General features: G+C 56.6%; 20 protein-coding genes. 7 read left to right on the forward strand and 13 right to left on the reverse strand.

Translation table 11 applies throughout. The annotated features are described in order from the left end of the window. Nucleotides 1-283 precede the first annotated feature (283 nt). The 3 genes from EXZ61_RS07530 (at nucleotide 284) to EXZ61_RS07540 (ending at nucleotide 4,152) form a co-directional block, all read left to right on the forward strand. Nucleotides 284-1,798, forward strand: a complete 1,515-nt coding sequence (locus EXZ61_RS07530; protein WP_142810552.1) for a circularly permuted type 2 ATP-grasp protein — start codon at nucleotides 284-286, stop codon at nucleotides 1,796-1,798. A 15-nt stretch (nucleotides 1,799-1,813) separates the two neighbouring features. Next, on the forward strand, nucleotides 1,814-2,770 hold the full coding sequence (locus EXZ61_RS07535) for an alpha-E domain-containing protein (protein ID WP_142810554.1): 957 nt from the start codon (nucleotides 1,814-1,816) through the stop codon (nucleotides 2,768-2,770). 149 nt (nucleotides 2,771-2,919) lie between these two features. Then, nucleotides 2,920-4,152 carry an MFS transporter gene (locus tag EXZ61_RS07540; protein WP_142810556.1) on the forward strand — a complete coding sequence of 411 codons (1,233 nt, stop codon included), beginning with the start codon at nucleotides 2,920-2,922 and terminating at the stop codon, nucleotides 4,150-4,152. 102 nt (nucleotides 4,153-4,254) lie between these two features. Here the strand turns inward: EXZ61_RS07540 and EXZ61_RS07545 are convergent, their stop codons facing one another. The 3 genes from EXZ61_RS07545 to EXZ61_RS07555 form a co-directional block, all read right to left on the reverse strand. Then, a complete protein-coding gene (locus tag EXZ61_RS07545; protein ID WP_142810558.1) occupies nucleotides 4,255-5,238 on the reverse strand; it encodes a transglutaminase family protein in 984 nt (327 codons plus the stop codon). After that, nucleotides 5,238-7,904 (reverse strand): circularly permuted type 2 ATP-grasp protein, encoded by a 2,667-nt coding sequence (locus EXZ61_RS07550; RefSeq protein ID WP_142810560.1) that lies wholly within the window; start codon nucleotides 7,902-7,904, stop codon nucleotides 5,238-5,240. Before EXZ61_RS07550 ends, EXZ61_RS07545 begins: the two co-directional genes overlap by 1 nt. A gap of 178 nt (nucleotides 7,905-8,082) precedes the next feature. Beyond that, nucleotides 8,083-8,790, reverse strand: coding sequence for a P-loop NTPase family protein (locus EXZ61_RS07555; protein ID WP_142810562.1), 708 nt, complete (start codon nucleotides 8,788-8,790; stop codon nucleotides 8,083-8,085). Between the two features lie 274 nt (nucleotides 8,791-9,064). On the opposite strand from EXZ61_RS07555, the gene EXZ61_RS07560 reads away from it, so the two are divergent. Continuing rightward, nucleotides 9,065-9,694 (forward strand): DUF6806 family protein, encoded by a 630-nt coding sequence (locus EXZ61_RS07560; protein ID WP_142810564.1) that lies wholly within the window; start codon nucleotides 9,065-9,067, stop codon nucleotides 9,692-9,694. A 115-nt stretch (nucleotides 9,695-9,809) separates the two neighbouring features. Further along, the gene (locus EXZ61_RS07565; RefSeq protein ID WP_142810566.1) at nucleotides 9,810-11,048 is read left to right on the forward strand and encodes an HD-GYP domain-containing protein; all 1,239 of its coding nucleotides are present in this window, start codon (nucleotides 9,810-9,812) and stop codon (nucleotides 11,046-11,048) included. Nucleotides 11,049-11,155: 107 nt separating this feature from the next. Here the strand turns inward: EXZ61_RS07565 and EXZ61_RS07570 are convergent, their stop codons facing one another. From EXZ61_RS07570 to EXZ61_RS07585, 4 genes are all read right to left on the reverse strand, one after another. Further along, complete coding sequence (locus EXZ61_RS07570) at nucleotides 11,156-12,430, reverse strand: acyl-CoA dehydrogenase family protein (RefSeq protein WP_142810567.1); 1,275 nt, start codon at nucleotides 12,428-12,430, stop codon at nucleotides 11,156-11,158. 58 nt (nucleotides 12,431-12,488) lie between these two features. Next, nucleotides 12,489-13,574: a phosphotransferase family protein gene (locus EXZ61_RS07575; protein WP_142810569.1), complete on the reverse strand. Its 1,086-nt coding sequence runs from the start codon at nucleotides 13,572-13,574 to the stop codon at nucleotides 12,489-12,491. A gap of 32 nt (nucleotides 13,575-13,606) precedes the next feature. Beyond that, the gene (locus EXZ61_RS07580; RefSeq protein WP_142810571.1) at nucleotides 13,607-14,326 is read right to left on the reverse strand and encodes a Crp/Fnr family transcriptional regulator; all 720 of its coding nucleotides are present in this window, start codon (nucleotides 14,324-14,326) and stop codon (nucleotides 13,607-13,609) included. A 107-nt stretch (nucleotides 14,327-14,433) separates the two neighbouring features. Further along, complete coding sequence (locus tag EXZ61_RS07585; protein ID WP_142810573.1) at nucleotides 14,434-15,954, reverse strand: 3-hydroxyacyl-CoA dehydrogenase; 1,521 nt, start codon at nucleotides 15,952-15,954, stop codon at nucleotides 14,434-14,436. Between the two features lie 111 nt (nucleotides 15,955-16,065). Here EXZ61_RS07585 and EXZ61_RS07590 point away from each other — a divergent pair, with 111 nt between their 5' ends. Next, nucleotides 16,066-18,051, forward strand: a complete 1,986-nt coding sequence (locus EXZ61_RS07590) for a hypothetical protein (protein ID WP_142810575.1) — start codon at nucleotides 16,066-16,068, stop codon at nucleotides 18,049-18,051. 8 nt (nucleotides 18,052-18,059) lie between these two features. Here the strand turns inward: EXZ61_RS07590 and EXZ61_RS07595 are convergent, their stop codons facing one another. The 3 genes from EXZ61_RS07595 to lexA form a co-directional block, all read right to left on the reverse strand. Next, entirely contained in the window at nucleotides 18,060-19,067 is a 1,008-nt protein-coding gene (locus tag EXZ61_RS07595) for a D-2-hydroxyacid dehydrogenase family protein (RefSeq protein ID WP_142810577.1), read from the reverse strand. Nucleotides 19,068-19,180: 113 nt separating this feature from the next. Beyond that, the gene (locus EXZ61_RS07600; protein WP_142810579.1) at nucleotides 19,181-19,507 is read right to left on the reverse strand and encodes a hypothetical protein; all 327 of its coding nucleotides are present in this window, start codon (nucleotides 19,505-19,507) and stop codon (nucleotides 19,181-19,183) included. A gap of 23 nt (nucleotides 19,508-19,530) precedes the next feature. Then, nucleotides 19,531-20,202: a transcriptional repressor LexA gene (gene lexA, locus EXZ61_RS07605; protein WP_142810581.1), complete on the reverse strand. Its 672-nt coding sequence runs from the start codon at nucleotides 20,200-20,202 to the stop codon at nucleotides 19,531-19,533. 101 nt (nucleotides 20,203-20,303) lie between these two features. On the opposite strand from lexA, the gene EXZ61_RS07610 reads away from it, so the two are divergent. Next, complete coding sequence (locus tag EXZ61_RS07610; RefSeq protein WP_142810583.1) at nucleotides 20,304-21,290, forward strand: asparaginase; 987 nt, start codon at nucleotides 20,304-20,306, stop codon at nucleotides 21,288-21,290. A 58-nt stretch (nucleotides 21,291-21,348) separates the two neighbouring features. Here EXZ61_RS07610 and adk read toward each other — a convergent pair whose 3' ends face one another. The 3 genes from adk to EXZ61_RS07625 all read right to left on the reverse strand — a co-directional run bounded on the left by adk (nucleotide 21,349) and on the right by EXZ61_RS07625 (nucleotide 23,085). After that, a complete protein-coding gene (gene adk, locus EXZ61_RS07615) occupies nucleotides 21,349-22,005 on the reverse strand; it encodes an adenylate kinase (RefSeq protein WP_142810585.1) in 657 nt (218 codons plus the stop codon). 109 nt (nucleotides 22,006-22,114) lie between these two features. Next, nucleotides 22,115-22,891, reverse strand: coding sequence for a 3-deoxy-manno-octulosonate cytidylyltransferase (gene kdsB / locus EXZ61_RS07620; RefSeq protein WP_142810587.1), 777 nt, complete (start codon nucleotides 22,889-22,891; stop codon nucleotides 22,115-22,117). Between the two features lie 11 nt (nucleotides 22,892-22,902). Further along, on the reverse strand, nucleotides 22,903-23,085 hold the full coding sequence (locus tag EXZ61_RS07625) for a Trm112 family protein (protein ID WP_142810589.1): 183 nt from the start codon (nucleotides 23,083-23,085) through the stop codon (nucleotides 22,903-22,905). Nucleotides 23,086-23,094: the final 9 nt, after the last annotated feature.

Raw genomic sequence — 23,094 nt, forward strand, 5'->3', positions numbered from 1 at the left:
AGGCGTTACCACAATTGCAGTAACGGCTACATAGTAGCAACAGGGCTTGTGCATGGCTCAAAGCAAGTCCTGCGCCAAACAGGGCTGGGTCTGCTGCAAGTCAGTATGCATCGTATTGGTGACAATGCGCGGTCATGGTGCCAAGGGTATACGCGGATGTAGCCCCAAAATGTGGCGTATCCCTAGGTAAAACGCTTAGGTGGCTTCACATTACCAAGCGCCATCGTGGTGCATGATATCGGTGGCCCAAAGCTTGCATAGAACGTGTTGAAAGAGGTCTTTTATGCGGAAATTCGATGAGATGTACACCCAGCTTCCCTACGAGTTTTTTACTCATGGCAAGCAAATACGCGAGCACTACAAGATCTATGACGAATGGCTAGCGCGCCAACCCGGCGACATGATGGCCAAACGTCGAGAAGAAGCGGAAATGATCTTCCGACGTGTGGGCATAACTTTTGCCGTATACGGCGAGAAGGACGAAGACGGAGCAGGCACTGAGCGCCTAATTCCGTTTGACCTGATCCCTCGCATCATTCCTGCCCATGAGTGGGGCAGCATGGAGCAAGGTTTGGTGCAGCGCGTCACTGCACTGAATCGGTTCATTTACGACATTTACCACGACCAAGAGATTCTCAAAGCGGGCATCGTGCCGCGCGAGCAGATTGAAAACAACGCGCAGTTTCGCCCCGAGATGATGGGCGTAGAGGTGCCCAACCGGATCTACTCGCAAATTTCGGGGATCGACATCGTGCGTGCGCCAGATGCCAATGGCAAAGGCGAGTACTACGTGCTAGAAGACAATTTGCGGGTGCCCAGTGGCGTGAGCTACATGCTGGAAGACCGCAAGATGATGATGCGTTTGTTCCCTGATTTGTTCAGCGCGCACCGTGTGGCCCCCATCGCCCACTACCCAGATTTGTTGTTAGAAACCCTGCGCGCTAGCAGTCCGGCCACGACCGCTGAGCCCACCGTCGTTGTATTGACGCCAGGCATGTACAACAGCGCCTATTTTGAGCACGCGTTCTTGGCGCAGCAAATGGGCGTTGAGCTGGTGGAGGGGCAAGACCTGATTGTGAAAGACAACTTTGTCTACATGCGCACGACCCGTGGTCCGCGCCGTGTAGACGTGATCTACCGCCGCGTAGATGACGACTTTTTGGACCCCACTGTCTTTAGGCCAACATCCACGCTGGGCTGCGCGGGGCTGATAAGTGCGTACCGCGCCGGAAACGTCACCATTTGCAATGCAGTCGGTACCGGTATTGCAGATGACAAGTCTATCTATCCCTACGTGCCGAAAATGATCGAGTTTTACTTGGGTGAAAAGCCCATTTTGAACAATGTGCCGACTTACATGTGCCGCAACAAGGACGACTTGGCGTACACCTTGGCCAACTTGAAAGACTTGGTCGTCAAAGAGGTGCATGGAGCAGGCGGCTACGGCATGTTGGTGGGTCCAGCGTCGACCCAGGCAGAGATTGAAGACTTCCGCAAGGCCTTGTTGGCTAACCCCAGTGGCTATATAGCGCAACCCACGCTCAGTCTGTCCAGTTGTCCCACCTTTGTGGAGAGCGGCATAGCGCCGCGCCACATTGACCTGCGGCCTTATGTGCTGTCTGGCAAGACAGTGCAAATGGTGCCTGGCGGCCTCACACGCGTTGCGCTGAAGGACGGCTCCTTGGTGGTCAACAGCAGCCAAGGCGGTGGCACCAAGGACACTTGGATCCTAGAAGAAGATGAGGTCGCGCCCGGCAGTGCCGCAACCTCCACCCAATCCCAAACGCAGTCAGCTTGAGAGAGGCTCCCAAATATGTTGTCAAGAACCGCTGACCATCTGTTCTGGATGTCCCGCTACACAGAGCGCGCGGAAAACACCGCGCGTATGTTGGATGTCAACTACCAAACTTCGCTGTTGCCGCAATCAGAAGCGGTTGCGCAACTGGGCTGGCAAGGCCTGCTGTCTATCAGTGAGTTGCTCTATAGCTACAAAGAGCGGCACGGCGAGATCCAAGCCCGTGAAGTCATGGACTTCATGGTCAAAGATGAGAGCAATCCATCGAGCATCATGTCTTGCCTGAGTGCGGCCCGTGAGAATGCGCGTGCCGTGCGCGGCGCACTGACCACCGAAGTGTGGGAGACGCAAAACACCACGTGGCTCGAAGTCAAGCGCATGATCAAGTCGGGTCAGTTTGAGCAAGACCCCGCCCAATTCTTTGAATGGGTGAAGTTCCGCTCCCACCTGTCGCGTGGAGTGACGGTGGGCACCATGCTGATCGACGAAGCTTTGCACTTCATGCGCATGGGAACCTTTTTAGAGCGTGCGGACAACACAGCGCGTTTGGTGGATGTGAAGTTTCATGCGGTACAAAGCGACTTCTTTGGCGCGGCGAGCGAGAAAGACCAAGAGTACGACTTCTACCACTGGAGCGCCATTTTGCGCAGCGTGTCGGGTTTTGAGGTGTACCGCAAGGTCTATCGCGACGTCATCAAACCGGAGCGCGTGGCTGAATTGTTGATTCTGCGTCCGGACATGCCTCGCTCCTTGCATGCTTGCATGAATGAAGTGCTGGCCAATTTGGAGCTGCTGGGGACCGACCCGCGCAGCGAAACCCTGCGCCGTGCTGGCAAGCTGCGCGCTGAGTTGGAGTATGGCCGCATTGACGAAATTTTGGCGACAGGTCTGCATGCCTACCTGTCTCAGTTTTTGGATCGCGTCAATGACATCGGTGCCCACATCGGCCGTGAGTTTTTGGTGCCGTTGAACTGATTATTGTTTGCCACGAGCTGCCCCACCGTGGCGGTGGGCTTGCACGTGTTGGGGAGGGTGGGCGCAGCTTGTCTGCTTGCGCCAAGATATTGACCGGTTGGCGCGTGTCTGCACAGAGCGGTAGCCCAGCCTGCTGCTAAGCTTTGGCCATGTCGCATGCCCATGAGTCAACCGCAACATCCTTGTTGCACAACAGACCCTTTATCCGTTTTTGGTGCGCCCGGCTCTTAGGCGTTACAGCGACCCAAATGCTGATGGTTGCCATTGCGTGGCACATGTACGACCTGACGTCCAGCGCATGGGACTTGGGCTTGGTGGGCTTGTTTCAGTTTGTGCCAGCCCTGTTGTTTACGCTGCCCGCCGGGCATACGGCTGACCGCTACCACCGGGGGCGCATTTTTGCAGCCTGCATGCTGCTGCAGGCCTGCGTGGGCCTTGTCTTGGTGCTGGCCACCGAACAAAGTTTTGCCACGCGTGGCTTGATTCTCGTGGTCTCTGTCATGCTGGGAATGGCCCGCGCCTTCCAAATGCCGGCGCAGCAGGCGCTCACCCCGTTGTTGGTGCCCGTGGCTCAGCTTCAAACCGCCGTGGCATGGAGCTCAAGTGGCATGCAGGTCGCGATCATTTGCGGCCCCGCATTGGGCGGCGTTCTGTACATCTGGGGCCCCTCTACGGTGTACGCCACCTGTGCTGTCCTGCTGGTGTGTGCGGTGGGGCTGGCTCTTTCGGTGCGCTACCCCCATCGTCCTGTTTATTTGGCTGCAACTTGGAGCAGTGTGTCGGCCGGGTTTCGCTTTGTATGGCAGCACAAAGTGCTCTTGGGTGCCACCTCGCTGGATTTGTTTGCGGTGTTGCTAGGTGGCGCGACTGCATTGCTGCCGATTTACTGTCGCGACATCTTGCACGTGGGCCCTGTGGGTTTGGGCTTGCTGCGCGGGGCACCGGCGGTTGGCGCGCTAGTCATGTCTTTGGCGCTGATTCGCTGGCCCTTGCGGCGCAGAGTGGGGCACAAGTTACTCACCGCTGTGGGCGTGTTTGGCTTAGCCACGGTGGTTTTTGGCCTTTCGCAGAGTTTTGCGCTCTCTTTGTTGGCCTTGGTCGTCACCGGGGCTGCCGACAGTGTGAGTGTGGTCACTCGCTCTACCCTCATGCAGCTGGAAACGCCTGACGACATGCGGGGTCGGGTCTCAGCGGTTAACTCCATTTTTATTGGGGCCTCTAATCAACTGGGAGAGTTTGAGTCTGGTGCCACGGCTGCACTGATGGGGGCTGTGGGCTCTACCGTCTTAGGTGGTGTAGGGACCGTGCTGGTTGCTGCCAGTTGGGTCAAGCTGTTTCCCGCACTTGCACACCGCGACACGATGGAACCTAGTGCGCGGTAGCGTTAAGGCTTACACAGCGTTAGAGTCCGGTTGCGACTCATCAGTCCAATGTGTCTCCTGCGCCCTCGGAGATTGCGTGGGATGCTATGAAAAATATAGTGCCTATTCCCGGCTTTGGCTTTGGCTCTGACTTGTCTTCTGTAGTGGCTGCATAGGAGCGAATGGCGTCAAGGCTGGGAGTTGGGCAGGCGTTGGCGTGAATTCTTCGACCGTAACGCCAACTTCAAGGGTGTGGCTTGCACCGCCGTGGATGACGCCGCGCAGCGGTGATACGTCACCGAAGTCGCGTCCGACCGCGAGGGTGACATAGTCCACGCCAGGTGCGTACCAGCCCCAGCGGTTGTTGGTAGGGTCTAGGTCTACCCAGCGCGCACCCTCGGGCAGGTCGGCTACGTACACACTCACCCATGCATGCGATGCGTCACTGCCGACGAGCTTTACTGTGCCGGGCGCGGGCCGGGTCAGCAGGTAACCACTGACGTAGCGCGCTGGCAGCCCCATGGTGCGCAAGCAGGCCAGCATGATGTGGGCGAAGTCTTGGCACACTCCCTTGCGTTGTTCCAGTGCTTGCAGGGCCGGGGTGTTGATTTGGGTGCTGAGGCTCTCGTAAGTGAAGTCCTTGTAAATGCGTTCCATCACACTCACCGCCACCTCTAGGACGCTGGCACCCGGCGTGAAGCTGGGGCGTGCGTAGGCGGCAAACTCTTGGAGACGGGGCACAAAAGGGGATGCAAAAACAAATTCAGATGCCGGTTCATACGGCGCATGGGCCTGGAAGCGCATGCTGTCGCGCTGTTGTTCCCAAGGTACTTGGCTATTTGGAATGTCGCTGGGGTAGGTGGTCACAAGGCTCTTAGCCTGCACTTCCAGCACACTGTGGGGTTCTTGCAGTGAGAAAAAGCAGCGTGTGTTGCGGTACACGTCAGAAGTGCAACGCATTTGCGCCGGGAAGGGCATCACCTCCATGCTGTGGCTCAGCAAGGCTTGGCCAGCATGGTCTATAGGCCGCACATAGGCCATGTGCTGGGCGGTTTCTACGGCCGGTTGGTAGTTGTAGCGCGTGGTATGTGTGACTTGCAGTTGCATCAGGTGCCCACGCTTTGTTTGTTTTTACCTGAGTGCGTGAAGTACGTGGTGCTAATGTCTTCCGACACCTTATAGGCGCTGGCCCTTAAGGTCTCTAACACGGACCGCAGCGCAGGAGCAGAGGCCGCACCCTCAGGGCTCTCGCACAGTTGGGCTAAATCCCAGGTATCCGGGTTAGGAACCCGCAAAGACATGCTGGAGAGTTCGCCAGCCGGGCTTAACGCCAGCTTGGAGAGCCTGCCGCGCAAGGTGTGCGCAACCCATGCCAGCGAGCGTGGATTGTCACGGTCAAGCACTAGCAGGTCGGCCAAAGCGGCAATGTCACGGCTTTGTTGGTACTGCGCGTGAAAGGTAATGGTGCTGTCGAATAGGCTCAAGAGAGCTTCGAATCCACCGTCCGTATGCACTGCACCCGTGTCAAAGCTGCACTCTAGGGCATGCGCCAGGAAGTTCAGTCGCTCCAAATGCCTGCCAATGCTCAAGAGTCGCCAACCGTCGTCTCGGTTCATTCGGTCGGTTTGAGCCCCGGTAATGGCGGCCAGTTGATCACTCAAGTCTTTAAGCACTCGCAAGGCCTGCGCAGTGGAGTAATCACTACGTGCACTCAAAAGCTTGCAATGCGCAAACAACTCTTCCTCGGCACGCACGATGGTGCTCCAGTGCTCTTGAGACAAACGCTCTCTCACCGTTGCCGCTGCCATTTTGAGCGCCCGTACGTTGTAGCCCACACTGGTGGCACCTTCTTGTGAGGCCAAGCTCGCAATCAAAGTACGCTCAAATACCCGCCTAGCTTGTGTTGCAGAGGGGGTGCCTGGCAGTACCAAGGCATTGGCAACTGCAAGCTGCGACAACCATTGGAGCAGGGGGCTGGAGCTTTGGTCTTCGCCGCCAAGGCATTCCAAGCTAAGCCTTGCGAGTCGGGCTGTGTTCTCGGAGCGCTCGGTGTATCGCCCTAACCAGTAGAGGTTTTCTGCCGCGCGACTGGTGACCAAGCGCTTGCGCTGCGCTAGTACAGCGGGGGTGAGGGCACTGGGCAAGAGTGTCGTGGTGTCTACCGCTCCGTCAGTCAGTGCCCATACATCCGCACTGCTGCCGCCGCGCTGCATGGAAGCTACATCTGCGCTGCTGCCTGCAACGCGGGCCAAGCCCCCAGGCAAAACGCGCCAACGCGGATGGCCCGCAGGGTCTTTTCCGTCGGAGACGGCGAACACCCGCAACAGTGCGGAGCGCGCCACCATGGTGCCTGCCCCGTCTTTGCCGCCGGATTGCCACGTTGGCATCTGGGACAAAGGCATGTAGGCTTGAACCGTATGGTCCTCGTTTTGTCGCACGATGCGGCCTGCCCATTCATCTAAAGCTGCTTGCTTTAAAGTGGGCCCCAAAACCGACTCAAAGCTGGTGTGGATACTAGAGCCTGGGTAAGTGGGTTTGATGGTGTGCTCTGGCAAACGCTCCAAAGCCTCTTCCATGGCGCTGCGCTCGCCGCACCACCACGTCGGGAGCGCAGGGAGCACGAGGTCTTCCCCCAAGGCGTGCTGCGCCAATGCAGGTAAAAAGCCCAAGAGGGCGGGGGACTCCAGAAACGCCGAGCCAGGCGCATTGGCCACCAAGACGTTACCCGCCCGAACCGCCTGCAGCAAGCCCGGAACCCCAAGGGTCGAGTCGGGTCTGAGCTCTAGGGGATCAAGATACTGGTCGTCCACCCGTTTGAGTAAGCCATGCACAGGCACCAAGCCGCGCAAGGTTTTGAGAAACAGTCGCTCGTCGCGCACGATGAGGTCGCTGCCCTCTACCAAACTCAAGCCAAGGTAACGCGCCAAGTAAGCATGTTCAAAATAGGTTTCGTTGTAGGGGCCGGGAGTTAGCAATGCGATGTGCGCGTCCGCACCAGCGGGGCTGCTAGCTTTCAAACTATCCATCAATGCGCGGTACGTGCTGGCCAAGCGCTGCACCCGTAGCGACTCAAACGCTTGTGGAAACTGGCGCGATACCGCCAGTCGGTTTTCCAGGAGGTAGCCCAAACCGCTGGGCGCTTGACAGCGCTGCCCCAGGACCCACCAATTGCCATCAGGGCCACGCGCTAGGTCAAATGCCGCCACATGCAAATGCACCCCGCCTACAGGCTTGATGCCAGCCATGGAGCGTAAGTACCCTGGGTGCCCATGCACCAAAGCGGGAGGCAGTAGCCCTTGTTGCAAAAAGGTTTGTGGGCCATACACATCAGCCATTACGGCCTCTAGTAGCCGCATACGCTGCTGCACGCCTTCTTCAATGCGCTGCCAAGCGGGGGCTTCCAGAATCAGCGGAAACAGACCCAGTGACCATGGCCGTTGGGGCCCTTCGGCGTCGGCGTAAACGTTGTAGGTCACACCGTTGTCGCGTATCTGACGTTGCAAACTGGCGGCACGGCGATCCAGCTCGGTGCTGCTGCGAGTCTCCAAGTTTTCAATAAACTGGGTCCAAGTCTGGGTCAGGCTTGTACGCTCTACTTCGGAACTGGTCGCTAGATGGGAGCCTTGGTCAGTGCCTAGCGGTCCGTGTGCGACCACACTGCCGCGCAACTCATCAAAATGGCCCGCTGCTGCTGTGCAGGCACGCGCGCTGGAGACTACATCGGCGTCTGAAAGCGCGGTGGTGTTAGGGCGTTGGTCTGAGAAAGGAGTCACGAGCACACAGTATGACAGTGCAATGCGCTTGGTACGGGTACGGGAACCCACGCAAAGCGCGTGCCAGTCGTTTGGAAAAGGTAAGAATTATCCACACCTAGGCCATGTAGTGCCAGATCTAGGCCTGGGGGCGCACAATCCTCCCAAGCGGCAGGTTAAGGCCGTGACAGCTGACTACTTAGCCAAGGGGCAAAGCATCAAGTGTGGAGTAGCAGTTTTTGAGCCAGGTTTTGACACGTTGACGCTCCAGCATGCCTAAGGTGTCCTCGCCGCCCTTATGGGTGATGGCGGCCCAAAAGCTCGCATTTTGGCGGTCTATTTTGCGCATACTGGCCTCGTGCAGTTGCGCCAGTTCAATGACGTGCCCTCCTAGGGCAAGGGCTTTTTTGAGTGCGGCCGACGCGTCCAACTGCGAGAAATCACTGCCACGGCCCATGTTTTTCACCACAATGTAGTTGGGTCCGGCGCCGTAAGTGCCCACTAAACGGTCGAGTAAATCCACGGAGTCTTTGCCTGCATCGGCAACATGCCACAGGTTAACTGTGACACCCATGCTGGCCATGAGGGATACCAAATCTGAGTCTTTGACCCAGCGGGCCAATGGAGCTGCCGTTTGGGCTGCAAGGTCCACAATCACATTAGGCAACTTGCCGGTGGCTGGCTCTTCTTCAAAAACTGCTGCGATCAAGTCTAGGCCTTCGTAGCTGTCTACAACGACTGGAGCCGCAAAGTCCGCGTAAAAGCGGGCAAAGGAGGTGTGAGAGCGATCGGTATCAAAGCCTGTGAAGCCGCGGCCTTTGTCAATAAAGTACTGCGCGAGTACCCGTGCGACAACCGATTTACCGACTCCCCCTTTTTCACCGCCTATGAAGTTGATGGAAGGCATAAATATTTCCTTAAATGTGGGGAATAAGCAAGTTGCGTGCACGTGAGTGTAGTGCGCGAAGTTTGCAGCCTCGCCTTTGGAAGTGCCACACGGTGGGACTACGTGGCACAATCTAATCAAACATTTCTAATGTCCCACTGCCGGGCTTGCTTTGAAAAATGACCGTTCAGCTCAACAGTACTTTTTCTAAGACGCACTTTGATATAGGGCATCCATAGAGGCTGTTCTTCTCTAAAACCGTCCGTTCATTGGCCATCTCCACTCCACCTTTGCTATGCCCCGCTACAACACCGCTTTCGAAATTCATGTGCATGGACAGGTGCCTTTGCGCGCCGACGTGAAGTTTGAGCACATTCAAGACGCGCTCAAACCCATGTGGAAATACGCAGGTGCGAAGTCACTCTCCGATGGTGCGGGCAGCCATTATGAGGATGAGCCAGGCATTAAGTTTGATGCGCAAGACCATGTGTTGCAAATGTGCTGGACCGTGGCAGGGGATGAAGATTTTCGCCAAATATTGGACGAAGTGTGCATGAACATCAATGACATAGCCGATGCCGGTGCTGCCATTGAGGTTACTTTTTACGACGCGGACTTTGATGAGGAAGAAGGTCCACAAGGCGAAGAATCTCGGGATGACTTTGTGATGCTGTTTGTGGGCCCAAACCCTGCGGCCATCATGCAAGTACAGCGTGACCTATTGGTGCAAGACGTGATCAACATGATGGAGCGTCACTTTGACGGTTCGGAGTTGGGCGGTGTAGTGGCAGAGGTGGACAAGTTGTTCGCCAAGCGCTTTGATGAGCTTGTGAGTTCCCTAGAGATTGGCAAACCACCGCGTGGGCCTGGTGGTGGGCACGGGTCTGGGCACAGTGGCGGCAGAAAGCCCAGGCATTTGCATTGATATTTGGGGCTTGTTTTTTTTGCGTTAGCTAGGCAACATACACTGCAGGAAGCCGCCTCTTTTATAGGTGTTTGTATAACGCATGCAGGTGAGTGACCTGTAGACTAAGACCACAATGCTTAAGAAAATTCGAGTGGATCAGCTCACCTTGGGCATGCATCTCAAAGAGTTTTGCGGCTCTTGGATGGAGCATCCGTTTTGGCGAAGCGGCTTTGTGTTGACGGACCCTAAGGACATCCAAGCGGTTCGCTCCAGCAGTATCAAGGAAGTTTGGATCGATTGCTCCAAAGGTTTGGACATTCCGGATGGTGAAGTCGCCGTTTCTGCTGCTGAGTCTGACGCCCAAGTAGAGGCCGAGTTACAGGTGATGGCTGTGAGTCAGCGCGTGGTGACCCCTGTGTCGGCCGCCGAGGAGATGGACCGCGCGGCCCAAATTTGCTTCCAGTCCAAACGCGCAGTGACCTCCATGTTTGAGGAAGCGCGGCTAGGCAAGGCCGTAGACACTGAGGGTGCCAAAAACCTTGTCAACGAAATTACCGACTCTGTAGCCCGCAACTCAGGCGCACTCATCAGTTTGGCACGCCTCAAGACGGCTGACGACTACACCTATATGCACTCTGTGGCGGTCTGCGCCATGATGATTGCGCTTGCCAAGCAACTAGGGTTGGATGATGCGCAGACCCGTTCTGCGGGGCTTGCAGGTCTCATGCACGACTTGGGCAAGGCCATGATGCCCATGGATGTTTTGAACAAACCAGGTAAGTTGACCGAGGCTGAGTTCAAAATCATCAAGTCCCACCCGGTTGAAGGCTACAAAATGTTGCGCAAGAGCCCCAACATAGACCCAGCGGTGTTGGACGTATGCCTGTACCACCACGAGAAAACGGATGGCTCTGGTTACCCCAAGGGCTTGAAAGACCAAGAGATCAGTTTGTTTGCCAAGATGGGTGCTGTGTGTGATGTGTACGACGCCATTACCTCGAACCGGCCGTACAAAGCAGGCTGGGACCCTGCAGAGTCCATTCGCAAGATGGCGGAGTGGACCCATGGGCACTTTGATCCGAAGATATTCCAAGCCTTCGTCAAGAGCTTGGGTATTTATCCTGTGGGCTCTTTGGTGCGCCTCAATTCAGGGCGTCTGGGTGTGGTGATTGAGCAAACGGGTAAGTCCCTGACCATGCCAATGGTCAAGGTGTTTTTCTCTACCAAATCCAACATGCGGGTCGTGCCCGAAGTCATTGACTTGTCCTTGCCCACCACTTCGGACAAGATCGCTGGGCGCGAAGACCCCGCGCAATGGAAGTTTGCAGACCTCAATGAATTGTGGTCTGGCTTGCCCAAGTCGCCTTGGTGAAAACACGTTTGTCGCCCATGGAATAAGCGGGGGTAGCTACTAAAAACATAGCAATGTTGAGCGGCGCTTGGTTCGCACGCTCAACCCTCTATCCGCTTAATACGTAGTTAGCAACCCCGCGTGATGGGCATTTCCACGGGTTTGGCGTTGAGTGCGTACTTGCCAAGTTCTAACTTGGCAATGGCATTGCGGTGTACTTCGTCGGGGCCGTCGGCAAAGCGCAGTGTGCGCGCTGCGGTGTAGCTGTAGGCTAGGGGGAAATCGTCGCACATGCCGCCGCCGCCGTGCACTTGCATGGCCCAGTCAATCACGTCGCAAGCCATGCTGGGCGCGACTACTTTAATCATGGCAATCTCATTTTTGGCGAGCTTGTTGCCGCCCAGGTCCATCATCCAAGCCGCTTTGAGGGTGAGCAGCCGCGCCATGTCAATCTTGCAGCGTGCCTCGGCAATGCGCTCTTGGGTCACCGTTTGTGCAGCAACAGGTTTGCCAAAGGCTATGCGCGATGAGGCCCGTTTGCACATGAGTTCCAAAGCGCGCTCAGCCAAGCCGATCAAGCGCATGCAGTGGTGAATGCGCCCGGGCCCTAAGCGGCCTTGGGCGATTTCAAAGCCACGGCCTTCGCCTAGAAGCATGTTGTCGACCGGTACGCGCACGTTTTCAAACAGCACTTCCATATGGCCATGGGGGGCGTCGTCGTAGCCAAATACGTTCAAAGGTCGCACGACGGTAATGCCGGGGGTGTCTGCAGGCACCAGCACCATGCTTTGTTGCGAGTGGCGTGGTGCTTCGGGGTCGGTTTTACCCATGGTGATGTAGACCGCGCAGCGTGGGTCACCGGCGCCAGAGATCCACCATTTGCGCCCGTTGATCACGTACTCGTCACCCACTCGCTCAATGCGGGTTGCAATATTGGTGGCGTCGCTGGAGGCCACGTCGGGCTCTGTCATGGCGAAGGCAGATCGAATCTTGCCTTCCAGCAAGGGCTTGAGCCAGCGCGCTTTGTTGGCCTCGGATCCATAGCGGGCAATGGTTTCCATATTGCCGGTGTCTGGCGCTGAGCAGTTGAACACCTCGCTGGACCACAGCACTCGGCCCATCATTTCGGCCAGCGGTGCGTACTCTTGGTTGGTAAGCCCCGCGCCTGCATAGCCGGAGGCTTGTGCGCTATCGATCGGCAAAAACAAATTCCACAAACCGGCTGCTTGCGCTTTGGGCTTGAGGTCCTCGATGGTTTTTAGGGGCGTCCAGCGCCGTCCGGCTGCGGTGTTGGCCGCAATCTCCGCATGGTAGGCCGCTTCGGCTGGGTAAATGTGCGCGTCCATAAAGGCTTGCAAGCGGCTCTGCAGCTCTTTGGTTTTGGGGGAATAGTCGAAATCCATAGGGTCTCCGGGAGTGTGTGGGGGTGGGCGTTATGCTTCGGATGAGCCGGGGCTATGCCTACACCCGCTGGGCAAACTGCCAGGCCATACGGGCCAGCGGCAGCGCGCCGGCGGCGGAGCTCACAGCCTGTGCGCTTGACGCAGTGCCTGCTTCCACCCGCTTGGCAATGCCTTGCAAAATGGCTGCAATGCGGAACATGTTGTAGGCCATGTAAAAGTTCCAGTCTTGCTTGAGCTGCGCGGGAGTTGCCAACTGCGTGCGTTCGCAATACAGAGCGATGTAGTCTTCCTCGCTAGGAATACCCAGTGCCGCGAAGTCCAGCCCCGCAATCCCGCGAAAGGCACCCGGCGGAATGTGCCATGCCATGCAGTGGTAGCTAAAGTCTGCCAAGGGGTGGCCCAGGGTGGACAGCTCCCAGTCAAGCACGCCAATCACGCGGGGCTGCGCGGCGTCAAACATCAGGTTGTCCAAGCGGTAGTCACCATGCACGATGCTCACCAAGCGCTCATCTCGGGCGGTGGTGGGGATGTTCAGCGGCAGCCAGGCTATGAGCTTGTCCATCTCGTCGATGGGCGTGGTGATGGACGCGACGTACTGTTTGCTCCAGCGTGCAATCTGTCGCTCGAAGTAGTTGCCCGGCTTGCCGTAACCGGCCAAACCTTGCTGGGTAAAGTCCACCGTGTGCAAGGCTGCAATCACGCGGTTCATTTCCTTGTACATGTCACCACGCTGGGCTGGGTTCATGCCCGGCAAGGATTGGTCCCACAGCACCCGGCCGTCCAAACACTCCATGACATAAAAAGCGCGGCCGATGATGGACTCGTCCTCGCATAAGCAGTGCATGGTCGGCACCGGCACATCGGTGCCCTGCAATCCGCGCATGACGGCATATTCACGCTCTATGGCATGGGCGGAGGGCAGCAGCTTGGCCACGGGGCCGGGCTTGGCCCGCATGACGTAGCTTTTGCTGGGGGTGATGAGCTTGTAGGTGGGGTTGGATTGCCCGCCCTTGAACATCTCCACCTGTAGCGGGCCTACAAACCCAGGCAAATGGACTTGAAGCCAGTGGGTGAGCGCGGCGACGTCAAACGCATGCTTGTCGCTCACGCCTTGGGTGCCAATGAAATGGTCGAAGTTACTCATGCGGTGCTAGGGGTTAGTGTGGGCAGTAGGGCTTAGGCGTCGGATTCAATGATGCGCATGAGCGCGGTGCGGTTGCGGATGACCAGACCACCGGGCTCTATGCGAATAGCTTCTTCGCGCTCCATCGATTTGAGCTCTTGGTTGACCCGCTGGCGTGAGGCACCCAGCAACTGAGCCAACTCTTCTTGTGCCAGTTGCAGTCCGATACGCAGTTCCTTGTCGTCGCTGAGTGATGGGACGCCATAGCTGCGACCCAAGTGCAGCAACTGCTTGGCTAAGCGTGCGCGCAAGGGCAGGGTGTTGAGGTCTTCCACCAAGCCGTACAGCTGGCGAATCCGCCGCGCGTGCAGCCGCAGCAGGGCTTCGTACAGCTCGACGTGCGTGGCCAAGATCTTTTTGAAGTCCGCGATGGCCACACACAGCACTGTGCTCGCGCCATGCGCATAGGCGTCGTGGGTGCGCCGCGAGCCGTCGAAAATGGATACGTCGCCAAACCAAATTCCCGGCTCCACATAGGTCAGGGTGATTTGCTTGCCGGAGATGGAGGTAGAGCTCACGCGCACTGCGCCCTTGGCGCAGGCAATCCATTCTTCGGGCGGTTCGCCGCGTGCGGCAATAAGGTCGCCGTCTTTGTAGCGTTTGACGTAGGCACATCGCAGAATGTCGTGCTTGAGCGACGGTGAGAGTGAGGAAAACCAGCGACCTGCATTGATCGCTGCGCGTTCGTCAATAGTAAGAATAGGTTCGTCCATGGCCTGTCTTTTGGGTGACTGAGGAGATCAAGGTTGATCCGTCCATTGTCACCCCGGGGACGCCTACTTGCGCACAAGTCTGTCGCTTGTGCGTCTTTGGTGCGGGCTTACTCTTCTTCTTGCAAGAGGCTCAGGCCAATGGCGCCGCGGCGGCGCAGCCAGGGGCTGGGGCGATAGCGGGTGTCGCCGTACACCGTTTGCATGTTGAACAGGATTTCCAGCATGTTGGTGGGGCCATACGCATTGCCCATAGCCAAAGGCCCCATGGGGTAGCCAAGCCCAAGCGTGACCGCAGTTTCTAGGTCGGCAGGTCTGCAGATGGACTGTTGGCAAATATCGGCGGCAATGTTGACGATGTGCGCCAACACGCGTTGCGTGACGAAGCCACCACTGTCGCGGATGACGCTCACCGCCTTGCCATCTCGCGCAAACAAGGCGTGCGCTGCGTTGCGCATATCTAGCCGGGTGGCCGGGTTGGTCGCCAACACGCGGCGCTTGGTAATGGCATCGTCTAGCAGCATGTCAATGCCCACCGTGCGCGCTGGGTCCAGCCTTTCCACCACTGCCACGGTGGTGATATCAAAGCCCAGAGGCGCAACTAGCGTGAGTGCATTGGCAGAAGGGGACTGCCCGGTTTCGATTTTGGCGCCCAAGTTTTTAAGCAACTGTAGCAACTCCAGCCTACGTGTGGCGCGTGGTGACACCCATACAGGAGGTAGCTCATCCACAACGGGTACCGCCGGCTCCGGGCTGGTTTGGGACTGGTTGTCGATGTATTTGTAAAAGCCTTCTCCCACCTTGCGGCCTGTGAGCCCGGCTGTCAGGCGCTGGGCAGAGATCACACTGGGGCGGTAGCGCGCTTCTTCAAAGTATTGGTGGTAGATGGACTCCATGACGGGCTGGGACACGTCCAGCCCAGTCAGATCCATGAGTTCGAAGGGGCCAAGTTTGAAGCCAGCTTGGTCGCGCAAGATACGGTCAATCGTGCTGAAATCTGCCACGCCTTCGGACACGATGCGCAGAGCCTCGGTCCCATAGCCCCGCCCCGCGTGGTTCACGATGAAGCCGGGGGTGTCTTGGGCGATCACTGGGGCGTGCCCCATTTGCTTGGCGTAGGTGCGCAATCCTTCAATCACAGCACCATCTGTCTTGAGGCCGCCAATAACCTCGACCACCTTCATCAAGGGCACAGGGTTGAAGAAGTGGTAGCCCGCAAATCGTTGCGGCGTTTTCAATGCGGCGGCGATAGCAGTGATAGACAGGGAGGACGTATTGCTAGCCAACACGGCGGTGGGCGCCACGATGGCTTCTAGGTCTTTGAACAACCGGGCTTTGATGTCCAAACGCTCCACCACCGCTTCTACAACCAAATCACAGTCGGCGAGGTCTTGCAGCGCTGCAGCGCTTTGCAGGCGGCCTGCATAGGTGTGCGCCAACTCTTGGCTGATGCGTTGCTTGTCGCACAGCTTTTGCCATTGCCCTTGCAGCTGCTGGATGGCCGCTTGCACGGCAGCCGGGTCTAAATCAAATAGATACACCTGGCTACCGGCTTGCGCCGCAATCTGGGCAATGCCACGCCCCATGGCACCTGCACCTACAACCGCGACGTTTTTGTATTGAAGTGACATAGCAAATTGGTGTTGAATAGTGGAATAGTGGGTGGTTTGCGCGTATTGCCGCCGACTGGGGTGACCTGAACACGGTAGGATCAAGCTAGTTTGTAAAAAAGTGCAGCATAAATGAAGCGAAAACTTAGTTTAAGTTTAAAGCATTTTGGTGTGGGTGTGGTGCTACTCTTGACGGTGGCGGGAAGTTCTGCGATTACTTTGGGCCGGGTTCGCGGCCCTGCGTTATTGGGACAAGAGTTGGAAGTAGCGGTGCCCGTGCAAATTGCTGCAGATGAAGATGCCAGCGCGCTTTGTTTTAACGCCGACGTCTATTACGGAGATAACCGTGTAGATCCCGCTCGCGTTTCCGTCAGTAGCTCCGCAACCCAACAAGGTTCCGATTCAGTAGTCCGTGTGCTTGTGCGCCAGCGCATTGATGAGCCCGTAGTCACGGTGTATCTGCGTTCGGGCTGTGGCCTTCAGGCGACACGCAAATACGTTTTGCTGGCGGATATGCCGAGCGAACCTGCTGCACAAAGCCCAGTGGGACGGGGGCCACTAACCCCAAGCGTGACCGTTGCTACAGGGCAAGCAGGTGACGTGGGCTCTAAAAAACAGTCTGTAGCGGGGGGCGAGAAGGAGTCCGGCCAAGAGCAAAATAAAGGAGGCGGCTTAGCTGCCCTGCGTGCCAGCCAAAGACCGAGCGGAGTGGGGAAGTCGGGCCAGGCATTGGTCGCCACTGAGAAGACTCCCAGCCCAAGGGTAGAAGGGCATAAACAAAGCAAGCAGATCCCTTCGCAGAAGGCCAGGCTGAAGCTAGAGTCTTTGGACCTGTCGGTCGAGCTCGATCCCGTATTGAAGTCGAGTGACGAGTTGCGCTCAGAGCCAAAAGAAGACGCAAAACTGCGTGCCGATGCCACCATTGTTTGGAAAGCGCTTACTGCGTCTCCTGAGGATGTGCTTAAAGACGCGCAGAATGCTCAAGCCACCGAAACTAAGCTCAAGCAGCTCCAACAGCAGACTACAGATAACCAAAAGTCGATTACTGACTTGGTAGCGCGTTTGGACAAGGCGGAGTCTGAGCGCTATGCCAATCCGGTCATTTACGGACTTATCGCTCTGTTGAGCTTTGCGACCGTAGGTGGCTTTTGGGTATTGAGGCGCAAAGCCGCCAGCGCAACCACAGAATCGCCTTGGTGGCGGGGGGAGTTCGCTGACGAGAGCTCCATTCACAACAGCATCTTGGGCTTGGATGAAGCTGCTGGTGCACCCAAGAGCAAGCCTGCAGAGGCTTCCAGTTCAGCGAAGGCGAAACTGGAGTCTTTGGCAGAAGCGAGAGTTGAAATGCCTGCGCATGTGTCGAAGGATGCAAGCGATGGCCGTGCTTCCCCTGACTCTTTGCTATCGGCGTTTGCGTTGCCAGCGCAAAGCAGCCAAGGTTTCAGGCAACGAGATTTCGCGCACAGCACAGACAGCGGTATGCGGGCGGTCAAAGCGAAAGAGCTGATTGACGTTCGCCATCAAGCAGACTTTTACGTGGCCTTGGGCCAGTACGATGAGGCGCTAGCAGTCCTGGAAGGCCATATTCGGGACGCAGAAGAAGCCGATCCGCTGGTGTACCTAGACTTGCTGAACGTTTTGCATACCTTGAGCCGTAAACCGGCGTTTGATACATACCGTGAAAAGTTCAACGCATGCTTTACAGGTTACGTCCCTGAGTTTGAAATTTTCACCGCTGAAAGCGCTGCCTTGGACAGCTATCCTCAGCTATGCGCGCAGCTGACAGAGCTTTGGCCATCTCCAGACGCTTTGGGCTATATGGAACGCTGTTTGGTGCGAGATCCACAGTTGCCTTTGAGCGCCAACGTCACTTTGGACGCATTCAAAGACTTGCTGATGCTTCATGCAGTGCTCAAGAGGGTCATGGCTCCGTCTGAGTCGGTCTTGGTGCCCTTCAGTGTGAGGCCTGTTCCCCAAGCACCTGCACTCGCGCTGTCTAGTGTTCTAGAGGCACCTTCGCATGCTGTGGCCACGACGTCTGTGGATCTGGCTCTCGATTTAGATCTTTCGGAGCAGTCCGATAACTTAATCAACTTCGAGCCGCCCAAGCCTGAATGACGCTTCGCTTATCTGCGCACCTGTAAAGCACCAGGGTTGACGATGTTCGAAGGTGTCCCCTTTATGAAGTTGGCAACATTGTCAAACGCCACGCTGAACATATGTTCATAGCTCGTTTGTTCTACATACCCAATGTGGGGAGTGCAAAGGCAATTCTCTAGTCTGAGCAAGGCATGCCCTTGCAAGATTGGCTCGGTTTCAAAGATGTCCACAGCGGCCATACCGGGCCGACCGCGGTTGAGGCCACCAATCAAAGCGTCTGTCTCAATCAATTCGGTGTGGCTTGTGTTGACCAGCAGTGATGTAGGCTTCATTAAGGCCAAATCAGCGTGGGTAATGATGTGCCGGGTTGACGGGTTGCATTTGAGGTGCAAAGACAAAACGTCAGATTGGCTAAAGAATTCTTCGCGGCTTGTAGCCGCCACATGGCCATCGTGCTCGGCGTTTTTTTGGCTGGTCTCGCTTCCCCATACCAATACCTTCATGCCAAATGCCTTACCGTAGCCAGCAACAAGCTGACCTACGTTGCCGTAGCCCCAAATCCCCAATGTTTTATCTCGTAGTACGCTGCCCAGACCGAAATTGGCAGGCATTGCCCCTGACTTAAGTCCTGATTGCTGCCAAGCACCGTGTTTGAGGTTGCCAATGTACTGAGGTAGCCTGCGCATCGCGGCCATCACCAATGCCCATGTGAGTTCGGCGGTTGCGCCTGATGTTTCAACCCCTTCTGCCACTGCGATGCCTCGTTCAGTACATGCAGCAACGTCAATGTAGCCCCCCATTCGCCCGGTCAGCGAGATAAGCTTGAGCTTGGGAAGTTTTTCGATCAGTAACTTGCTGATCTGCGATCGGTCACGGATAAGAACGATGATGTCAGCATCTTTGAGTCGAACTGCGAGTTGACCTTGCCCTTTGACGGTATTGGTGTACACCTTGGCTTGGTACGCATCCAGCTTGTCAGCGCACGCGAGCTTGCGCACAGCGTCCTGATAATCATCCAGAATCACAATATTCATAGCACACATTGTGCCTTGTCTTAGGCTGCTGTTATCGCCAGTTGGGACTCCGTGAAAACGCTAGTATTTAATAGTCTTCCGGCGCGCCTTTGTGCTAGGTTATGGTGGGCTATCTACTGTGCCGTAGCTTCTAACGCAACCAATCTGTCTAGCTCAGCACACACGTCAGCCATTCTTCCGGACATCACCAAACGGCCGTGACCAAAATGCGCGCTGTCGCGCTCGATAACGCGCAACACGCGAACGGGTTTCGCGACTCGCAAACCGTACGTTTTCTGAAGTGACTTGCTTGAGTAGCTTCCAAGTTGCAGAGTTCTGGACGTTGCGAAGTCTGTAGTGAAGATACTTTGCACCGGCTCGGTTGGCTTGGGAGCTGAGCGGCGACCAAACTGCTTGGTCAATGCCGCCAGCGCGGTATGGGTAATGAAGGCGAGGTTCATAGCTACAAGCACTTGATCAGCAGTTACATGAGCATGGTGTTGCGAATCAGCCCTACAGCGAGCCCTTCAATTTCAAACGACTCACCTGGCTCTACCACGATGGTTTGGTAGTCTGGGTTCTCCGGGTGTAACTCAATCAGGTGTTTGTTGCGGCGAAAGCGCTTTACAGTGACTTCATCACCTAGGCGGGCAACGATGATTTGCCCGTTCTTCGCATCTTTGGTCGCCTGTACTGCCAACAAGTCGCCGTCCATAATGCCTGCGTCGCGCATCGACATGCCACGTACTCTTAGCAAATAGTCAGGGCGATGTTGAAACAAGCTGCTCTCCACGAAGTAGCTTTGGTCTACATGCTCTTGCGCCAATATGGGTGAACCAGCCGCTACACGGCCCACCAATGGAAGTGAGAGTTGCCCGAAGCCTGGAAGCGACATCGAGTACTTTTCGCGGGAGCCAAACGGCGATTGAGCCGCATTGCTCTTGATGCGAATGCCGCGCGACGTGCCACTAACCAATTCAATGACACCTTTGCGGGCCAAGGCTTGTAAATGCTCCTCGGCTGCATTCGCTGACTTAAAACCTAACTCGCTGGCAATTTCGGCCCGGGTAGGGGGGGCTCCTGTTTGCGCGATGGCGGTTTGGATGAGTTCAAATATCTGTTGCTGCCGGGCCGTGAGTTTGGGACTATCAAGCATACTGACTCCTTAGGTCTGCATAGGTGACTACTGTTATCTTTAACAGCTGTTGCAATATACAGTAACTGTATTTTTAATCAGTTTTATGAGATTGACAAGCTATGAGCGCAAAAAAACAAGGGAAAGTCGTTTTTCTGGGAACCGGGGGAACCATTGCAGGTACGGCCAGTGATGCTTCAGACAATGTGGGGTATAGCGCCGCACAAGTGGCGGTCGATCAGCTGCTGGCATCTGTTCCTCGCTTGAAAAGCCAACTCGACGGACGCGTGTTGGTGTCTGAGCAGGTGGCCCAAGTGGACAGCAAGGACATGGGGTTTGTTGAGTGGGCGGCCTTGCATGCCCGAATACAAGATCATTTGGCGGACCGCGATGTCGTAGGCATTGTGGTGACGCACGGTACGGACACCCTTGAAGAAACGGCTTTTTTCTTGTCTCGCACCTTGTCTACTGTGGGCCTTTCGGAAAAGCCAGTTGTACTGACGTGTGCCATGCGTCCCGCATCGTCGATGACGCCAGACGGACCTCAAAACCTCTTGGATGCCGTGGCCCTTGTGCTAACGCCGGGGGCTCACGGCGTAATGGCGGTGTGCGCGGGCACCGTGCATGATGCGGCCCATGTGCGCAAGGTGCACACGTACAAGTTGGATGCATTTGACTCTGGGGAGGCTGGGCCTTTGGGCTTCGTGGAAGAGGGTCTGGTGCGTCAATTGCACCCATGGCCGGGCGTCCACCAAGGACTTACTCTGCAGTTTGAGCCGAAGGCGGGGCATGTGTGGCCGCGCGTAGACGTCGTGATGAACTATGCGGGTGCATCCGGTGCCATGGTAAGAGCATTGTGTGCTGACGCAAGTACAGAAGCTCACCCATTGCGCGGGATCGTGGTGGCCGGCACTGGCAATGGCACGATTCAGGCAGATTTGGAAAGCGCCTTGCGTGAGGCACAGGAACTAGGCATACGCGTGGTCCGTTGCTCGCGTTGTGCCAACGGTGCTGTGATTGCGGCAAGCGCATCGGATGCCTTGCCACATGCGGGTGCGTTGTCGCCAGTGAAGGCGCGCATTGCCCTCATTTTGGAACTGATGGGTTGATGCAAATGCAAAAGGCCGCATAAAGCGGCCTTTCTGGTGCACGGTTGCCGACTGTGTGTTAGCTGCTAAGGGCTTCCATGACACGTGCGGTAATGGCATCAACGTTACCTACGCCGCTAATAGCGCGGTACTTGGGGGCGATGGCGGGCTCTTGGCGTGCCCATTGCGAGTAGTAATCCACCAGTGGGCGGGTCTGTGCGCTGTAAACATCTAAACGCTTCTTGACCGTTTCTTCCTGATCGTCATCGCGTTGAATCAAGGGCTCTCCAGTGACGTCATCTTTACCTTCGGTCGCAGGAGGGTTGAATTTGATGTGGTACGTGCGGCCTGATGCCGGATGTGAGCGCCGCCCACTCATACGTTCGACGATGGCGTCAAACGGGACGTCAATTTCAATGACATAGTCCAGCATCACCCCGGCCGCTTTCATGGCATCCGCTTGGGGAATCGTGCGGGGGAAACCGTCAAACAAGAAGCCATTGGCGCAGTCCGCTTGCGTCAAGCGTTCCTTGACCAAGTTGATGATCAGTCCATCACTGACCAACGCGCCTGAAGCCATGACCGCCTTGGCCTCCAAACCTAAGGGAGTACCTGCCTTCACTGCTGCCCGTAGCATGTCGCCAGTCGAAATCTGGGGGATTCCGTACTTTTGGCAGATGAAGGTGGCTTGCGTGCCTTTTCCAGCGCCTGGTGCGCCCAACAGAATCAGTCTCATGGGTATCCTTGGATGTAGCTAAAACTTGCCTTATTGACCTAGGTACCGAGGGTGCCTAGGTGCTTGTAAATTGACCCGTGAGAATAGCACGGGCTGCCTACGCGCTAACTTACAGACTAGGGGGGCTTTGCGAGAAAATTGCTCTCACACGTTCCAAATCTTGCTCAGTGTCTACCCCCGGGCCCGGTACATGCTGGGACACGTGTACGGCAATGCGGTGACCATGCCATAGCGCACGGAGTTGTTCCAACGCCTCGGTGGTCTCAATGGGGGCTACGGTCAGCGTTGGGAACTGCCGCAAAAAGCCAACGCGGTATGCATAAATGCCAATGTGTCTCAGGGGCGCAGGGCTTGGTAAGGCCGTCATTCCGTTTGCAAAACCATCTCGCCACCAGGCAATCGGCGCACGGCTGAAATAAAGCGCAACGTTATGGGCATCCAAGACCACCTTAACGACATTGGGGTTGGCCAAGTCCGAGACATTGTCAATCGCATGTGCCGCAGTACCCATACTCGCCTGTGGGTGGGTACTGAGCAACTGGGCGACCGACTGAACTAACGTGGGGTCAATCAATGGCTCATCACCCTGCACATTGACCACGATGTCGCTGTCAGGCAAAGCCAAAAGTTCACAGGCTTCGGCTAAACGGTCGCTTCCAGAAGGATGGTCTTCGCGGGTCAGTATGGCTTCAACCCCATGGAGTGCGCAGGCTTGCGCAATGCTGATGTGGTCACATGCCACCACCACGCGTGTCCCTTCAGGCACACCTGATTGCACCCGTTGGGCTACGCGCACCACCATAGGCTGGCCCGCGATATCCGCTAAGGGTTTGTTGGGCAGACGTGTGGACGCCAGGCGGGCAGGGATGAGTACAGTGCAGGCCATAGAAAGTGTGCTTATAGGCCGAGCTCTGCGTCACTCAGTGTGCGGGCCTCGTTTTCGAGCAAGATCGGAATTCCGTCGCGCACGGGGTAGGCCAGCATGGCGCTACGTGAAACCAACTCTTGCTTTTCGCGGTTGTATTCAAGGGGCCCCTTGGTGACAGGGCAAACGAGGAGTTGTAGTAGTCTGGTGTCCATGTGGGGATG

It is taken from the genome of Rhodoferax aquaticus (assembly GCF_006974105.1).
GTDB classification, from domain to species: Bacteria; Pseudomonadota; Gammaproteobacteria; order Burkholderiales; family Burkholderiaceae_C; genus Allorhodoferax; species Allorhodoferax aquaticus_A.

What these genes read in the sequence shown, in the direction of transcription:
- EXZ61_RS07530 (WP_142810552.1), top strand. Translation starts at nt 284, where the DNA reads ATGCGGAAATTCGATGAGATGTACACCCAGCTTCCCTACGAGTTTTTT.
- EXZ61_RS07535 (WP_142810554.1), top strand. Translation starts at nt 1,814, where the DNA reads ATGTTGTCAAGAACCGCTGACCATCTGTTCTGGATGTCCCGCTACACA.
- EXZ61_RS07540 (WP_142810556.1), top strand. Translation starts at nt 2,920, where the DNA reads ATGTCGCATGCCCATGAGTCAACCGCAACATCCTTGTTGCACAACAGA.
- EXZ61_RS07545 (WP_142810558.1), bottom strand. Translation starts at nt 5,238, where the DNA reads ATGCAACTGCAAGTCACACATACCACGCGCTACAACTACCAACCGGCC.
- EXZ61_RS07555 (WP_142810562.1), bottom strand. Translation starts at nt 8,790, where the DNA reads ATGCCTTCCATCAACTTCATAGGCGGTGAAAAAGGGGGAGTCGGTAAA.
- EXZ61_RS07560 (WP_142810564.1), top strand. Translation starts at nt 9,065, where the DNA reads ATGCCCCGCTACAACACCGCTTTCGAAATTCATGTGCATGGACAGGTG.
- EXZ61_RS07565 (WP_142810566.1), top strand. Translation starts at nt 9,810, where the DNA reads ATGCTTAAGAAAATTCGAGTGGATCAGCTCACCTTGGGCATGCATCTC.
- EXZ61_RS07570 (WP_142810567.1), bottom strand. Translation starts at nt 12,430, where the DNA reads ATGGATTTCGACTATTCCCCCAAAACCAAAGAGCTGCAGAGCCGCTTG.
- EXZ61_RS07575 (WP_142810569.1), bottom strand. Translation starts at nt 13,574, where the DNA reads ATGAGTAACTTCGACCATTTCATTGGCACCCAAGGCGTGAGCGACAAG.
- EXZ61_RS07580 (WP_142810571.1), bottom strand. Translation starts at nt 14,326, where the DNA reads ATGGACGAACCTATTCTTACTATTGACGAACGCGCAGCGATCAATGCA.
- EXZ61_RS07585 (WP_142810573.1), bottom strand. Translation starts at nt 15,954, where the DNA reads ATGTCACTTCAATACAAAAACGTCGCGGTTGTAGGTGCAGGTGCCATG.
- EXZ61_RS07590 (WP_142810575.1), top strand. Translation starts at nt 16,066, where the DNA reads ATGAAGCGAAAACTTAGTTTAAGTTTAAAGCATTTTGGTGTGGGTGTG.
- EXZ61_RS07595 (WP_142810577.1), bottom strand. Translation starts at nt 19,067, where the DNA reads ATGAATATTGTGATTCTGGATGATTATCAGGACGCTGTGCGCAAGCTC.
- EXZ61_RS07600 (WP_142810579.1), bottom strand. Translation starts at nt 19,507, where the DNA reads ATGAACCTCGCCTTCATTACCCATACCGCGCTGGCGGCATTGACCAAG.
- lexA (WP_142810581.1), bottom strand. Translation starts at nt 20,202, where the DNA reads ATGCTTGATAGTCCCAAACTCACGGCCCGGCAGCAACAGATATTTGAA.
- EXZ61_RS07610 (WP_142810583.1), top strand. Translation starts at nt 20,304, where the DNA reads ATGAGCGCAAAAAAACAAGGGAAAGTCGTTTTTCTGGGAACCGGGGGA.
- adk (WP_142810585.1), bottom strand. Translation starts at nt 22,005, where the DNA reads ATGAGACTGATTCTGTTGGGCGCACCAGGCGCTGGAAAAGGCACGCAA.
- kdsB (WP_142810587.1), bottom strand. Translation starts at nt 22,891, where the DNA reads ATGGCCTGCACTGTACTCATCCCTGCCCGCCTGGCGTCCACACGTCTG.
- EXZ61_RS07625 (WP_142810589.1), bottom strand. Translation starts at nt 23,085, where the DNA reads ATGGACACCAGACTACTACAACTCCTCGTTTGCCCTGTCACCAAGGGG.